The sequence below is a fragment of the Streptomyces sp. NPDC039609 genome, assembly GCF_055596705.1.
Map to the genome: position 1 here is coordinate 286,809 of NZ_JBVIUJ010000005.1, position 14,170 is coordinate 300,978.

General features: G+C 70.5%; 16 protein-coding genes. 6 read left to right on the forward strand and 10 right to left on the reverse strand.

The window, feature by feature from the left end; translation table 11 throughout:
• Window positions 1-4: 4 nt before the first annotated feature.
• The 4 genes from ACZ561_RS16545 to ACZ561_RS16560 all read left to right on the forward strand — a co-directional run bounded on the left by ACZ561_RS16545 (window position 5) and on the right by ACZ561_RS16560 (window position 3,564).
• The gene (locus tag ACZ561_RS16545; protein ID WP_470995119.1) at window positions 5-895 is read left to right on the forward strand and encodes a carbohydrate ABC transporter permease; all 891 of its coding nucleotides are present in this window, start codon (window positions 5-7) and stop codon (window positions 893-895) included.
• On the forward strand, window positions 892-1,752 hold the full coding sequence (locus ACZ561_RS16550; RefSeq protein ID WP_376436547.1) for a carbohydrate ABC transporter permease: 861 nt from the start codon (window positions 892-894) through the stop codon (window positions 1,750-1,752). Before ACZ561_RS16545 ends, ACZ561_RS16550 begins: the two co-directional genes overlap by 4 nt.
• A gap of 17 nt (window positions 1,753-1,769) precedes the next feature.
• Window positions 1,770-2,798, forward strand: coding sequence for a hydroxyacid dehydrogenase (locus ACZ561_RS16555; RefSeq protein ID WP_470995122.1), 1,029 nt, complete (start codon window positions 1,770-1,772; stop codon window positions 2,796-2,798).
• A 67-nt stretch (window positions 2,799-2,865) separates the two neighbouring features.
• Window positions 2,866-3,564, forward strand: coding sequence for an ester cyclase (locus ACZ561_RS16560; RefSeq protein ID WP_470995125.1), 699 nt, complete (start codon window positions 2,866-2,868; stop codon window positions 3,562-3,564).
• Between the two features lie 85 nt (window positions 3,565-3,649).
• On the opposite strand, the gene groL is transcribed toward ACZ561_RS16560, so the two are convergent.
• Together groL and groES are read right to left on the reverse strand one after the other, a co-directional pair.
• Entirely contained in the window at window positions 3,650-5,278 is a 1,629-nt protein-coding gene (gene groL / locus ACZ561_RS16565) for a chaperonin GroEL (protein WP_470995128.1), read from the reverse strand.
• A gap of 116 nt (window positions 5,279-5,394) precedes the next feature.
• The gene (gene groES, locus ACZ561_RS16570; protein ID WP_017239619.1) at window positions 5,395-5,703 is read right to left on the reverse strand and encodes a co-chaperone GroES; all 309 of its coding nucleotides are present in this window, start codon (window positions 5,701-5,703) and stop codon (window positions 5,395-5,397) included.
• Between the two features lie 251 nt (window positions 5,704-5,954).
• Between groES and ACZ561_RS16575 the strand changes: the two genes are divergently transcribed.
• Window positions 5,955-6,443, forward strand: coding sequence for a DUF6234 family protein (locus ACZ561_RS16575; RefSeq protein ID WP_470995132.1), 489 nt, complete (start codon window positions 5,955-5,957; stop codon window positions 6,441-6,443).
• A 212-nt stretch (window positions 6,444-6,655) separates the two neighbouring features.
• Here ACZ561_RS16575 and ACZ561_RS16580 read toward each other — a convergent pair whose 3' ends face one another.
• Window positions 6,656-7,606 (reverse strand): polysaccharide deacetylase family protein, encoded by a 951-nt coding sequence (locus ACZ561_RS16580; protein WP_470995135.1) that lies wholly within the window; start codon window positions 7,604-7,606, stop codon window positions 6,656-6,658.
• 83 nt (window positions 7,607-7,689) lie between these two features.
• Between ACZ561_RS16580 and ACZ561_RS16585 the strand changes: the two genes are divergently transcribed.
• Window positions 7,690-8,871, forward strand: a complete 1,182-nt coding sequence (locus ACZ561_RS16585) for a THUMP-like domain-containing protein (protein ID WP_470995138.1) — start codon at window positions 7,690-7,692, stop codon at window positions 8,869-8,871.
• Window positions 8,872-9,039: 168 nt separating this feature from the next.
• Here ACZ561_RS16585 and ACZ561_RS16590 read toward each other — a convergent pair whose 3' ends face one another.
• From ACZ561_RS16590 to rimI, 7 genes are all read right to left on the reverse strand, one after another.
• Window positions 9,040-9,657: a hypothetical protein gene (locus ACZ561_RS16590; protein ID WP_470995141.1), complete on the reverse strand. Its 618-nt coding sequence runs from the start codon at window positions 9,655-9,657 to the stop codon at window positions 9,040-9,042.
• A 21-nt stretch (window positions 9,658-9,678) separates the two neighbouring features.
• Window positions 9,679-10,941 (reverse strand): RNA polymerase sigma factor, encoded by a 1,263-nt coding sequence (locus tag ACZ561_RS16595; protein WP_470995144.1) that lies wholly within the window; start codon window positions 10,939-10,941, stop codon window positions 9,679-9,681.
• 34 nt (window positions 10,942-10,975) lie between these two features.
• Window positions 10,976-11,332 carry a YciI family protein gene (locus tag ACZ561_RS16600; RefSeq protein WP_376436520.1) on the reverse strand — a complete coding sequence of 119 codons (357 nt, stop codon included), beginning with the start codon at window positions 11,330-11,332 and terminating at the stop codon, window positions 10,976-10,978.
• Window positions 11,333-11,453: 121 nt separating this feature from the next.
• The gene (locus tag ACZ561_RS16605; RefSeq protein WP_470995148.1) at window positions 11,454-12,317 is read right to left on the reverse strand and encodes a polysaccharide deacetylase family protein; all 864 of its coding nucleotides are present in this window, start codon (window positions 12,315-12,317) and stop codon (window positions 11,454-11,456) included.
• 36 nt (window positions 12,318-12,353) lie between these two features.
• A complete protein-coding gene (locus ACZ561_RS16610) occupies window positions 12,354-12,608 on the reverse strand; it encodes a hypothetical protein (protein WP_376436515.1) in 255 nt (84 codons plus the stop codon).
• Window positions 12,605-13,708: a tRNA (adenosine(37)-N6)-threonylcarbamoyltransferase complex transferase subunit TsaD gene (gene tsaD / locus ACZ561_RS16615; protein WP_470995152.1), complete on the reverse strand. Its 1,104-nt coding sequence runs from the start codon at window positions 13,706-13,708 to the stop codon at window positions 12,605-12,607. The genes ACZ561_RS16610 and tsaD overlap by 4 nt, the downstream gene beginning before the upstream one ends.
• Window positions 13,698-14,165 carry a ribosomal protein S18-alanine N-acetyltransferase gene (gene rimI / locus ACZ561_RS16620; RefSeq protein ID WP_376436597.1) on the reverse strand — a complete coding sequence of 156 codons (468 nt, stop codon included), beginning with the start codon at window positions 14,163-14,165 and terminating at the stop codon, window positions 13,698-13,700. The genes tsaD and rimI overlap by 11 nt, the downstream gene beginning before the upstream one ends.
• Window positions 14,166-14,170 lie beyond the last annotated feature (5 nt).

Genomic DNA, 14,170 nt, shown 5'->3' on the forward strand with positions numbered 1-14,170 from the left:
CCGGATGAACGCCCGCACCCGTGCCGCAGCGTTCCTGCTGACCCCCTTCTTCGCCCTGTTCGTCGCGGTGATGGTCGTGCCGATCGGATACGCGGTCTGGCTCAGCCTGTTCACCGAGAAGCAGTCGGGGCTGGGCTTCGGCGGCACCGAGACCGTCTTCAGCGGGCTCGACAACTACACCGCGGCACTGGGTGACCGGGCCTTCCTCGAGGGCTTCGGCGTACTGCTCGGATACTGCCTCTTCTACATTCCGCTGCTGCTCGCCGGGGCCCTCGGCCTCGCCCTCCTGCTCGACTCGGCGCTCGCCCGCGCCCGCCGCTTCTTCCAGCTCGCGCTCTTCCTCCCGCACGCCGTCCCCGGCATCATCGCCGCGCTGATCTGGGTCTACCTCTACACACCCCAACTCAGCCCGGTCGTGAAGGCGATGGAGGCCGGCGGCATCGGCTTCGACTTCTTCTCGCCCGAGGGCGCACTTCCCTCCATCGTCAACATCGCGCTGTGGGAGTGGCTCGGCTACAACATGGTGATCTTCTACGCCGCCCTGCAGGCCATCGACCGCTCCGTCCTGGAGGCGGCCACCGTCGACGGCGCGGGCTCCTGGCGCATCGCCTTCAGCATCAAGATCCCGCTGATCCGCGCCTCGCTCCTGATGGTCTGCCTCTTCACGGTCATCGGCTCCCTCCAGCTGTTCACCGAGCCGCTGATCCTCAACAAGGGAACGGGCTCCGCCGTCACCTCGACCTGGACGCCGAACATGTACGCCTACACCGCGGCCTTCGACCGCAACGACTACGGACTGGCCGCCGCCGCGTCCGTCCTGCTGGCCCTGACCGCGGCGCTGCTCTCCTTCGCCGTCACCCGACTGACCGGCCGCCGGAAGGGGAAGCGCGCATGAGCCCGTCCCGCACCCGCCCCACGAACGTCTGGCTCTCGAAGACCGCCGTCAACGGCGCGCTCGTCCTCGCCGTCGTCTACATGCTCTTCCCGCTCGTCTGGCTGCTGACCGCCGCCACCAAGGACGCGGGCGGTCTCCTGGCCGGCAACGCCTTCTCCTTCGAGGGCTTCGACCTCGGCGGGAACCTCTCGCGCCTCGCCGAGTACAACGACGGCATCTACTTCCACTGGTACGCCAACAGCCTGCTGTACGCGGGTCTGGGCGCCCTCGCCTGTTCACTGGTCAGCGTCGCCGCGGGCTACGCCTTCGACAAGTACCACTTCCGGGGCAAGGAGAAGCTCTTCGGCCTCGTGCTCCTGGGCGTGCTCGTCCCCACCACGGCGCTCGCGCTGCCCATGTACCTCCTCGCCAGCGAGGTGGGCATCGTCAACACGTACTGGGCGGTGCTGATCCCCGTCCTGGTCAACCCCTTCGGGGTGTACCTCTCCCGGGTCTTCAGCTCCGGCTACATCCCGGACGAGGCGCTGGAGGCCGCCCGTATCGACGGCGCGGGCGAACTGCGCGCCTTCTGGTCGATCGGTCTGCGCATGATCATGCCGGGCTTCGTGACCGTCTTCCTCTTCCAGTTCACCGCCATCTGGAACAACTTCTTCCTCCCTCTGGTGATGCTCTCGGACCAGAAGCTGTACCCGCTGAGCCTCGGTCTGTACGCGTGGAACAGCAACGCCCACGCGGAACCCGACTTCTACCCCCTCGTCGTCACCGGATCCCTGCTCGCCGTCGTCCCCCTCGTCGTCGCCTTCGTCTCCCTGCAGCGCCACTGGAAGGCCGGTCTGACCGCCGGCAGCGTCAAGTGAGGAGCCCGGGTTCCACGATGCGCCCCGCCACCGACAACCGCCCGCCCCTCCTTCTCTCCATGGGCCCCGGCATCGCCGAACGGCTGCTGACCGACGCCCACCGCGCCCGCCTCACCGCCCTGACCCGCACCGACCCCCACCTCGTCGCCCAGGACCTCACCGCGCCCGGCCCGCGCGTGGCCGCCGCCCTCGCCGAGGCCGAGGTCCTCCTCACCTGCTGGGGCGCGCCACCCCTGACGGCCGCCGTCCTGGACCGCGCCCCGCGCCTGCGGGCGGTCGTCCACGCGGCCGGCTCGGTCAAGCACCATGTCACCGCGGCCTGTTGGGACCGGGGCCTCGCCGTCACCTCGGCGGCGGCGGCCAACGCGCTGCCCGTCGCCGAGTACACGCTCGCGGCGATCCTCTTCGCGGGGAAGCGGATCCTCCCCTCGGCCCTGCGGTACGGGACGGTCCGGACCGACGACGCCTGGACGGCGGAGTCGGCGGCCTGGGGCAACTACCGACGCACGGTCGGTCTGATCGGCGCCTCCCGGATCGGCCGCAGGGTCATCGACCTGCTGCGTCCCTTCGACTTCGAGGTGCTGCTGTACGACCCGTACATGGAGGCGGCCGAGGCCCGCGCGCTCGGCGTGCAGCTGGTCGACCTCGACACGCTGTGCGCACGGAGTTCGATCGTCTCCATCCACGCGCCGCAGCTCCCCGCCACGTACCGGATGATCGGCGCGCCGCAGCTGGCCTCGATGCCCGACGGCGCGACCCTGATCAACACCGCCCGCGGCTCCCTGATCGACGAGTCGGCCCTCCTCCCCCACTTGCTCCGAGGCCGCCTCCACGCGGTCCTCGACGTCACGGACCCGGAACTCCCACCGCAGGACTCACCGCTCTGGACGCTGCCCAACGTCCTCCTCACCCCGCATGTGGCGGGCTCGCTGGGCAACGAACTGCACCGGATGGCGGACCAGGCACTGGAGGAGGTGGCGCGGTACGGACGGGGGGAGCCGTTCGCGGACCCGGTTCAGGCAGGTTCGCTGGGCCGGTCGGCCTGACTGCCGCCAGGGCCCCGGACGGCCCTGGTCCTAGACTGGAAAGATCCCACCCGGTCCGGGAGGCGTCATGACATTCGTACAGATAATCGATTGCAAGACCAGCCGGTTCGACGATCTGAACCGGCTCATGGACAAGTGGGTCGAGCAGACCAAGGGCAAGCGGACGGCCAGCCACAGCGTCATCGGCAAGGACCGCTCCGACTCCGACCATCTCGTGGAGATCGTGGAGTTCCCCTCCTACGAGGTGGCGATGACCAACTCGCAGCTTCCCGAGACCGATCGCATCTTCCGGGAGATGGTCGCGCTCTGTGACGAGATGCCGACGTTCACGGACCTGGACATCGTGCGGGACATCCAGCTGTACAAGTCGAACTCGCGCCGGTTCTTCGAGCTCATCTCCTCCGAGGACGAGCTTCCGCCGCTCGACGAAGTGCTCGCGGAGGGGTACCACGACCACGATCCGACCAACGAGCAGGACGTCATCGGCATGGACGCGGTCCGCCGCCAGGTGGAGATGTGGCGCGGCGGCTTCGACTTCGCCTTCACGATCCACGACCAGATCGCCGAGGGCGACCGGGTGTGCACGCGGTGGACCTGGCTGGGCACCCACACCGGCGACTTCATGGGGCTCCAGCCCACCGGCATGAAGGTCTCCATGACCGGCACGACCATCCACCAGTTCCGTCAGGACGGGAAGATGGCGGAGGGGTGGTGGCAGTACGACCTGCTCGGGCTCATGGGGCAGCTCGGCGCCGTGGAGGGGTAGCGGATACCGAGATGTTCCCGGGAAACCACCGAGGCCCGGTGTCCCCGCGACGGGGACACCGGGCCTCAGCTCTCAGCTACGTGCCTCAGTGGGAGTGACCGTGGCCGTGGCCGTGGCCCGCGTCCGCCGGCTCCTCTTCCTTCTTCTCCACCACGAGGGTCTCGGTGGTGAGCAGCAGGGAGGCGATCGAGGCGGCGTTCTCCAGCGCGGAGCGCGTCACCTTCACCGGGTCGATGACGCCGGCCTTGACCAGGTCGCCGTACTCGCCGGTCGCGGCGTTGAAGCCCTGGCCCTTGTCGAGCTCCGCCACCTTCGAGGTGATGACGTAGCCCTCGAGGCCGGCGTTCTCGGCGATCCAGCGCAGCGGCTCGACGGCGGCGCGGCGGACGACCGCGACACCCGTGGCCTCGTCGCCGGTCAGGCCGAGGTTGCCCTCGAGGACCTTGACGGCGTGGACCAGAGCGGAGCCACCACCGGAGACGATGCCCTCCTCGACCGCGGCGCGGGTCGCGGAGATGGCGTCCTCCAGACGGTGCTTCTTCTCCTTCAGCTCCACCTCGGTGGCGGCGCCGACCTTGATCACGCACACGCCGCCGGCCAGCTTCGCGAGGCGCTCCTGGAGCTTCTCGCGGTCCCAGTCGGAGTCGGTGGACTCGATCTCGGCCTTGATCTGGTTGACGCGGCCGGTGATGTCCTCGTGGTTGCCGCCACCGTCGACGATGGTGGTGTCGTCCTTGGTGATGGTCACGCGGCGGGCGGTGCCCAGCACGTCCAGACCGGCCTGGTCGAGCTTGAGGCCGACCTCCTCGGCGATGACGGTGGCACCCGTGAGGGTGGCCATGTCGCCGAGCATCGCCTTGCGGCGGTCGCCGAAGCCGGGGGCCTTGACGGCCACGGCGTTGAAGGTGCCACGGATCTTGTTGACGACCAGGGTCGACAGGGCCTCGCCCTCGACGTCCTCGGCGATGATCAGCAGCGGCTTGGAGGAGCCGGCCTGGATGACCTTCTCGAGGAGCGGCAGGAGGTCCTGGATCGAGGAGATCTTGCCCTGGTGGATCAGGATGTACGGGTCGTCGAGGACGGCCTCCATACGCTCCTGGTCGGTCACCATGTACGGGGACAGGTAGCCCTTGTCGAAGGCCATGCCCTCGGTGAAGTCGAGCTCCAGGCCGAAGGTGTTGGACTCCTCGACGGTGATGACACCGTCCTTGCCGACCTTGTCCATCGCCTCGGCGATGAGCTCGCCGACCTGCTGGTCCTGCGCGGAGAGCGCGGCCACGGCGGCGATGTCGGACTTGTCCTCGATCGGACGGGCGGTCGCGAGAAGCTCGTCGGAGACGGCCTTGACCGCGGCGTCGATGCCCTTCTTCAGGGCGGCCGGGGAGGCACCGGCGGCGACGTTGCGCAGACCCTCGCGGACGAGCGCCTGGGCGAGCACGGTGGCGGTTGTGGTGCCGTCACCCGCGATGTCGTTGGTCTTGGTCGCCACCTCCTTCACCAGCTGGGCACCGAGGTTCTCGTACGGGTCCTCGATCTCGACCTCGCGGGCGATCGTGACACCGTCGTTGGTGATGGTGGGAGCGCCGAACTTCTTGTCGATGACGACGTTGCGGCCCTTGGGGCCGATCGTCACCTTCACCGTGTCGGCAAGCTTGTTGACGCCGCGCTCAAGGGCGCGACGGGCGTCCTCGTCGAACTTCAGGATCTTCGCCATGGGAGCGATTCAGCCCTCTCGGAATTCGTGTGCAACTGGTGAAACGAACTGCGCCCCGGACGCCCGGTGCGGGGTCAGGGGCGCAGCTCAAGCATCGGGTTCGATACTTCGGTGAATTACTTCTCGACGATCGCGAGCACGTCGCGAGCCGAGAGGACGAGGTACTCCTCGCCGTTGTACTTCACCTCGGTGCCGCCGTACTTGCTGTACAGCACGATGTCGCCGGTCTTCACGTCGAGCGGCAGGCGCTCGCCGTTCTCGAAGCGACCCGGGCCCACCGCGAGGACGACGCCCTCCTGGGGCTTCTCCTTCGCGGTGTCCGGGATGACCAGGCCAGAGGCGGTGGTCTGCTCGGCGTCGAGCGGCTGGACCACAATGCGGTCCTCGAGCGGCTTGATGGCAACCTTGGAGCTGGTGGTCGTCACGATCCGACCTCCCCCTTCGGAGATCTCACGGGGCTAACTGTCTGAGGTGGCGACCAGGTGGATCCGTCGTCGCGGGTGCCGGACCTGCCCGTCGCTGTGTTGGCACTCTCCAATGGGGAGTGCCAGAGCCGAGACTATGACTGCGATTAGCACTCGGTCAAGCGGAGTGCCAATGCAGTGCGGTGTGGCGATTCGGTCTCGGTACGGGCAACGGCACTACGGAGCCGATGGTTCCGTACGAGTGTGCGGGCATGGACACCTCCAGCCCGCCGGTGCGCACCGGCGCCGACGTCACGTGCGGACTGCTGCTCCTGGTCCTGGACGGCGTGATCTCCCTCTGCGCCGCCCTCTTCCTGGCCCTGCGGGGCTGGAGCGGCCCGCCCGGTCCACAGAGCTCGGCGCCACCCCCGATGGACTGGACGCCGGTGATCACCTTCGGCGTGATCACCGGCGCCGTACTCCTGATCGCGTGGGCGATGCTGCGTGGCGGCTGGGCCTGGACGGCCGGAGGCCAGTTCCTCGCGGCGGGGCTGCTCTGCCTCGTCACCCTGCTCATCGCGGCGGAGGAGTGGACGACGGCACATCCCGAGGCCGCGGACACACCGGCGTCGGCTACCTCACCGCTCCCGCCGATGTGGACGACGGCACATCCCGAGGCCGCGGACACACCGGCGTCGGCTACCTCACCGCTGCCGCCGACAGGCGGTGCCGGGCAGAGCGCTTCCGTCAGGCACGGCTGAGGAACCCGACCGTCGCGCGTCCGCTGCGGCCTCACCGGCGCCACAGACCCCGGCTTCCGGACGACCGGCCAGCCCCTCGCCCTTCCGGTCGCCCACCCGCTCCGCCGCCTTCCGTCCCAGACGTTCGATCGGGTCCACCGACGAGGCACACCCCGTCACGCCCAGGAGCGCGCCGGTGAGCGCGAGGCCGGTCGCGAGCCGGCGCGCCCCGGTCACACGTAGTCCTCGAGCTTCGCGACCGCGTACCCCTTGGCCGTGATCGTCTTCATCACGCGCCGGATCATGTCGGCCATGGAACCCTTCCAGTCCTCCTTGCCCCGGAAGTGCGTGAGCACGATGTCGCCGGGGTGCAGGTCCCGGTCCCATTCGCGCCACTCCATCCGGTCGGGGAACGCCTCGGAGGCCCAGAGCGGGACCGCCTTGACCCCGCACGTCTTGGCCGCGCGCAGGGTGTCCTCGTTGTAATTGCCGTACGGCGGACGGAAGAGCGGCGGCCGCTTTCCGTACCGGTCCTCGATGACGTCCTGCATCCCGCAGATCTCCCGCTTCTGCTTGGCGTACGAAAGCCCGGGCAGGTAGCGGTGGTTGAGGGTGTGGTTGTGCAGGGAGACGCCGGCGGCCTGCATCTTCTCGAAGTAGCCGTAGTCGTCCTTGACGACGTAGTCGCTGAGGAAGGCGCTGTACGGGATCTGCAGCTCGCTCATCATCCGCAGCAGTTCGGGGTCCTTCTCCGCGCCGTCGTCGATCGTCAGGAAGACGATCTTCTCCTTGGTCGGCACGGTGGTGAAGACGGGCGGCAACCCCTCACCGTCGGTCTCGAAGCCCTTGCGAGTGGTGATCTTCGGCTTCACCTTGGGCGGGGCCGGGGCGTCCAGCGGGGGCCGGTCGAGGCCCCACTTCTTGGCGGCGAGCACGCGGGCGGCCCGCTGCTTGCGGACCTTCTCGACGTACGCGTCGAGAGCGCCGGCGGCACCCTGCTCCTGCGGCTGTCCGGCGGCGGGCTTCGCGGGGCCCTTGCGCGCGTCGCCGGTCTCCCCGGACGGTCCGGAACAGCCCGAGCCGAGCGCGGCGACGACAAGCACCCCGCCCACCGACCGTCTGAGCCGACGCGAGCGAGGGGGCCGCACTGAAGGCATCTGTTCCTTTTGTCGTACTAGCTGCATGGCGCCGCATCCTGTCAGCGCCGACACCTCGCGGACCCCCGACACCGCCGCCCGGACGCACACCATCCCCCGGCTGGCCCACAATGGGACGGGTGACCGACCTCGCCTCCTTCACCGCCCTGCTCGCCCCCGAGGGCCAGACGCTGCTCGCCGCCCTGCGCGACTACGACCCCGCCCAGGAGCTGGCGGTCGCCTCACGGCTGCGCCGCGAGCACCCCGCCGAGCTGGTCTCCGCGGCCCTCGGACAGGCCCGGCTGCGCCAGCGCGCGGTGGCGAAGTTCGGCGCAGAGGACGCCCACCGGATGTACTTCACGCCCAACGGGGTCGAGCAGTCGACCCGCGCGACGGTCGGGGCCTACCGCGCCGAGCGGTTCCGAGCCCTCGGGGTGCGCAGCGTCGCCGACCTGTGCGGCGGGATCGGCGGGGACGCGATCGCCTTCGCCCGGGCCGGGATGTCCGTCCTGGCCGTGGACCGCGACCCGCTGACGGCCGAGGCCGCCCGCGCGAACGCCACCGCGCTCGGGCTCGCCGACCTGATCGAGGTCCGGTGCGCGGACGTGACCGAGATCGACACGAACCCGTACGACGCCGTCTTCGTCGACCCGGCCCGACGCGGCGGGAGGGGCCGGATCTTCGACCCGGAGGCGTACTCGCCGCCGCTCTCCTGGGCGATCGAGGCCGCCCGCAAGGCGCCGCACGCGGCCCTCAAGATCGCGCCCGGCGTGCCGCACGAGGCGGTGCCCGAGGAGGCGGAGGCCGAGTGGATCTCGGACGGCGGGGATGTGAAGGAGGCCGTGCTGTGGTTCGGCACCGCCCCCGGCGCCCGACGCGCCACCCTCCTGCCGGCCGGCACGAGCCTGACCGGCCGCGGCCTCCCCGACCCCGCTCCGCGCCCGGTCGGCCGCTTCCTCTACGAGCCGGACGGCGCGGTCATCCGCGCCCATCTCGTCGCCGAGGTCGCCGAGGAGCTGGCGGGGGGCCTGATCGACGAGACGATCGCGTACATCACCGCGGACGCCCTCACCCCCACGCCCTTCGCCACCGCGTACGAGATCACCGACGAACTCCCCTTCAATCTCAAGAGGTTGAAGGCCCTGCTGCGCGAACGGGAGGTCGGCACGCTGACGGTGAAGAAGCGCGGCTCGGCGGTCGAACCCGAGGAGATCCGCCGCAGGATCAAGCCGAAGGGACCGAACTCCGCCACGGTCTTCCTGACCCGGGTCGCGGGCGCCCCGACGATGCTGATCGGCGGCCCGGCCGCGTAAACGCCTGGTCGTGTCCGCAAAGTCTCGCCTGGTCCGCGGCGTCCCGCATGCCCGCTCGCTGCGTTGGCCACAAGCCCAAGTAGCTCCGCTACGAGGGCTTCCGGCCGCCTTGCGATCGCACGCACCGGACGCCGCGGACCCCGCCCTGCGGGCGGACGCCGACACTCCCTAGGTCGCGAGGCGGACGGCGAGCCGGTAGTGGCCCACCGCCTTCACCACGCCGATCAGGCCGCAGATCCACGACCCCAGCGCGGCGCCCATCAGATAGACGGCCGTGCCGTAGCCGCCGAGTCCCGGGCCCACGAGCTCGGCGGGCGCCGCGAAGGAGAGCCAGAGGCCGGCCGCGCACATCAGGAACGAGAGCACCAGCCAGACGGCGCTGAGCACCGGCTCGCGCAGCCGGGCGTCACTCACCGGGTCCTGGTCCAACGCGGCCCAGTGCAACAGCCGTTCGCGGGCCACCCGGTCCCGTCGGACACCACGGGCCAGGAAGTACACGGCGGGGACCAGGGCGCAGAGCCCGAGGAGGACGAGCGGGATCGCGAACATCACCGAGAGCGGATCGATCGCCTCGTCCATCCCGATGATCCCGCTCCCGCAGAGCCCCCAGCCCAGCTGCAGGGTCGCGGCCCACACGAGGAGGACGCACAGCCTCCCGCCGCCGATCAGACGGTGGTTGAGCTCGCCCATCGCCCGGGCCCGGTCGGCCAGTCGGGCCTCGCGGTCGGGCCAGCTCCGTATCTCGACGGGCGGCGGGGGCGGGGGCAGCGGGAAACGACCGGACATACGGTGGAGCCTATCGACAGCTCAAGCCGGTCGCTCCGGCGGCCGTTCCGCCTCCCGGGCTCGACCGAGCAGGAGTTCCCGCTCCCGCTCGTTGCGCGTCAGCTCGGCCGCCCGCTCGAACTCCGCCCGGGCCTCCGCCGAGCGCCCCAGTCGGGCCAGCAGATCTCCCCGTACGCTCGGCAGCAAGTGATAGCCGGCCAGGGCGGGTTCGCCGGTCAGGGCGTCGGCGAGGGCGAGGCCCGCCTCCGGGCCCTCCGCCATCGAGACGGCGACCGCGCGGTTCAGCTCGACCACCGGGGAGGGCGCGACGGCCGCCAGCCGGCCGTACAGGGCGGCGATGGTCCGCCAGTCCGTCTCCTCGTACGTCAGCGCCTTCGCGTGACAGGCGGCGATCGCGGCCTGCAGGGCGTACGGGCCGTACGTACCGCCGTCTCCCGCTCGTTGCAACGAGGCGAAGCCACGGCGGATCAACAGCCGGTTCCAGCGGCTCCGGTTCTGGTCGGCGAGAAGGACCGGCTGCCCGTCCGGCCCGGTCCGTGTCGCGACACGGGACGCCTGGATCTCCAACAGGGCGGCCAGACCGTGGACTTCGCCCTCCTTCGGCATCAGCACGGCGAGCACCCTCGCCAGCCGCAGCGCGTCCTCGCACAGCGCCGGCCGCAACAGGTCGTCGCCCGCCGTGGCCGCGTACCCCTCGTTGAAGATCAGGTAGATGACCTCGAGGACGGAGCCGAGCCGGGCCGCCCGGTCCTCCCCGTACGGCACCTCGAACTCCACGCCCGCCTTCGCCAGCGCCCTCTTGGCCCGCACGATCCGCTGTGCGACCGTCGGTTCCGGTACGAGGAAGGCGCGGGCGATCTCGTCCGTGCGCAGCCCGCCGAGCAGCCGCAGGGTCAGTGCGGTCCGTGCCTCGGCGGAGAGCACGGGGTGGCAGGCGGTGAAGATCAGCCGCAACAGGTCGTCGTCGATGTCGTCGGGACCGGACGGCTCGGGGTCGTACGTCTCCTCGGTGAGCTCGCGGCCCACCTCCGCGAGCTTGCGCGCATACGTCTCACGGCGCCGTACGAGATCGACGGCGCGATTCTTGGCTGCCGCCGTCAGCCAGGCCCCCGGCCGTTCCGGGACGCCCGTCCGCGGCCACTGCTCCAGGGCGGCGACGAGCGCGTCCTGCGCGATCTCCTCGGCGATGCCGACATCGCGGACGATCCTCGCCACGGTCGCGATGATCCGCGGCGACTCCATCCGGAAGACCGTCTCGACGGCGGCGGGGGCGGGTGCGGTCATGGATCAACCATGACACCACCCGCCCGGCCGACAGCTACATCTCCTCGATCTCGCGGACCTCGCAGGTCACCTTCCACTGCGGCGGGTGAACCTCCAGGAAGCGCTTCGTCCACTCGATGGCTTCCGCCTTGTCGCGGCACTGGGTGATCGAGTACCCGCCGACGATCTCCTTGGTCTCGGTGAACGGGCCGTCGGTGAAAGCGATCTTCCCGCCCTCCCAGGTGACGCGGGTGCCCTCCGCGGTCGGCTTCAGTCCTGCCGTCTCCAGCATCACGCCGGCCTTGGTGATCTCCTCGAACAGCGCGCCCATGCGCTCGTCGAAGCCGGGGTCGGCGTCCTCCAGCTGGAAGGCGCCCTCTTCGATGCGGACCATCGTCAGATAGCGGGGCATGGTCGGTCTCCTCGTGTGGCGGGCGGGGCCGTTCCCCGCCTTTCACTCATACGTCGAACGGGCTCGGCCCGCATCGACACCACGCGGAAGGAATTTCCGAAGGAGATTTCGGGAGGAGTCCTCAGACGTAGTCCTCCAGGCGGGCCACCGTGAAGCCCTGCTCCTGGATGCGGCGCAGCATGTCGGCCGTCATCCTGGTCATCGTCGTGCCCTTGAGCTCGGACGGGCCCCGGAAGTGCGCCAGGATGATGTCGCCGGGGTGGAGCTTCTTGTCCCCCCGCTGGTACTGCATGTTCTTGATCTGCATCGACTCGCGCCACAGCACGATCGCGTCCACCCCGCACGTGCCGGCGGCCGCGCGGGTGTCCTCGTTCCAGTTGCCGTACGGCGGGCGGAAGAGCCGCGGGTTCGTGCCGTACTCCTTCGCCAGCTTCGTCTGCTGGCCGCATATCTCCCGGCTCTGGGCGGCCCGGCCGAGGGTACGCAGGTTCGGGTGGGTGAGGGTGTGGTTGGCGACGCCGTTGCCGAGGGCGGCGAGCGGCTTGAAGTAGCCGTAGTCGGCGCGTATCGAGGAGTCGGTGAGGAACATCGTCACCGGGACCTTGAGGTCCTTCATCATCTGCACGAACTCCGGGTCCTTCTCGGCCCCGTCGTCGATCGTGATGAAGACGATCCTGTCCTTCGTCGGTATGTCGCTGATGACGGGGACGGGGCCGCCCGGCTCCCGCTTCACCGGCTTGGTCCGCGGCGGGGCCGGCGGGGCGGCGAAGGGCTTCAGGCCCCACTTCCGGTACGCGGCCGCGGTCTCGGCGGCCTGGTCCGGGGCCCGGTCGGGGCCCTTGCCCTCGGCGGGGGTGGTCGCGGGCGCGGACGGTTTCACGGGCGCGGTGTCCGCCCCCGCGGTTCCACCGCAGCCCGTCACGAGCAACGCGGCGACGGTCAGCGCCGCCCAGGTCACGATCTTCTTGTCCACGCCGTGAGTCACGCCGTGGATGATGCCGAAAGCGGTCGGGAGGTTGCCTCAGTCCACGGACTCGAAGCGCCAGCGGTGCACCGGCCGGGTGATCAGGTCCGCGGCCGGTTCGGGCAGCTCGGGCAGTTCGGCGTCCGGCGCCGGGGCGTCCCACCAGGTCAGCACGAGGACACGGTCCTGCGGGGCCCGGAAGGTCTCGCGCCGCAGCGGCTCGTACGGGAGCTCCTGCGCCCGCGCCCACTCCAGGAGTTCGGCGCCCCGGCCCTGGACCGCCCGGGCCTCCCACATGAGCGTGAGGATCACGAGTAGAGGTTCTCCTTGCTGATCTCGTGCACATGGTCGTGGCCGTGGCCGTGTGCGCCCGGCACGTGCGGTTCCGTCACCGGCAGCGAGGAGTCCGCCGGCAGCTCCAGGTCGGAGGCCGGCCGGTTGCGGGCCACCATCTCGGCGCCCAGCGCCGCCACCATCGCGCCGTTGTCCGTGCAGAGCCCCGGCCGCGGCACCCGCAGCCGGATCCCGGCCCGCTCGCACCGCTCCTGGGCCAGCGCCCGCAGCCGCGAGTTGGCCGCGACCCCGCCACCGATCATCAGGTGGTCGACGCCCTCGTCCTTGCAGGCCCGGACGGCCTTGCGGGTCAGCACGTCGACGACCGCCTCCTGGAAGGACGCGGCCACGTCCCGTACCGGCACTTCCTCGCCGGCTGCCCGCTTGGCCTCGATCCAGCGGGCCACTGCGGTCTTGAGACCGGAGAAGGAGAAGTCGTACGCGGGGTCCTTCGAGCCGCTCAGACCGCGCGGGAACGCGATGGCGTTCGGGTCGCCCTCCCGGGCGAGCCGGTCGATGACCGGGCCGCCGGGGAAGCCGAGGTCGAGGACGCGCGCGATCTTGTCGAAGGCCTCGCCGGCCGCGTCGTCGATGGTGGCGCCCATCGGCCGTACGTCCGCGGTGATGTCGGGGGCGAGCAGCAGCGAGGAGTGCCCGCCGGAGACGAGCAGCGCCATCGTCGGCTCGGGCAGCGGGCCGTGTTCCAGCTGGTCGACGCAGATGTGCGAGGCGAGGTGGTTCACGCCGTACAGCGGCTTGCCGAGCGCGTACGCGTACGCCTTCGCCGCCGAGACGCCGACCAGCAGCGCTCCCGCGAGGCCGGGGCCGGCCGTCACGGCGATGCCGTCGAGGTCGCGGGCGGAGATCCCGGCGTCCTTCAGGGCGCGCTCGATGGTCGGGACCATCGCCTCGAGGTGGGCGCGGGAGGCGATCTCGGGCACGACTCCGCCGAAGCGGGCGTGGGTGTCCACGCTGGAGGCGACCGCGTCCGCGAGCAGGGTCGTGCCGCGGACGATGCCGACCCCGGTCTCGTCGCAGGAGGTCTCGATGCCGAGTACGAGGGGTTCGTCAGCAGCCATCAGAATCAGTCTCTGTTCCTTGAACGGTCAGTCGCATCACGAGCGCGTCGACATTGCCCGGCTGGTAGTAGCCGCGCCGGAAGCCGATGGGCTCGAAGCCGAAGCGCTCGTACAGCTTCTGGGCCCGGGTGTTGTCCACCCGCACCTCCAGCAGCACCTCTTCGCACTCGAAGGCGGTGGCGTGCTGGAGCAGATCGGTGAGCAGGCGGGCGCCGAGCCCGGTCCCCCACTGGTCGCGGGCGACGGCGATCGTCTGGACGTCGCCGAGGCCGCCGGCGGCGGCGAGCCCGGCGTAGCCGACGATCTTCCCCTCGGCCTCCGCGACGATGTAACGGCGGGTGGCCCGGGGCCCGCGGGCGTGGGCCAGCTCGGACCAGAACATGCCCTCGGACCAGGCGTCCTCGGGAAACAGCTCGTGTTCGAGCACGAGCACCGGCTCGATGTCCCACCAGCGCATCTCGC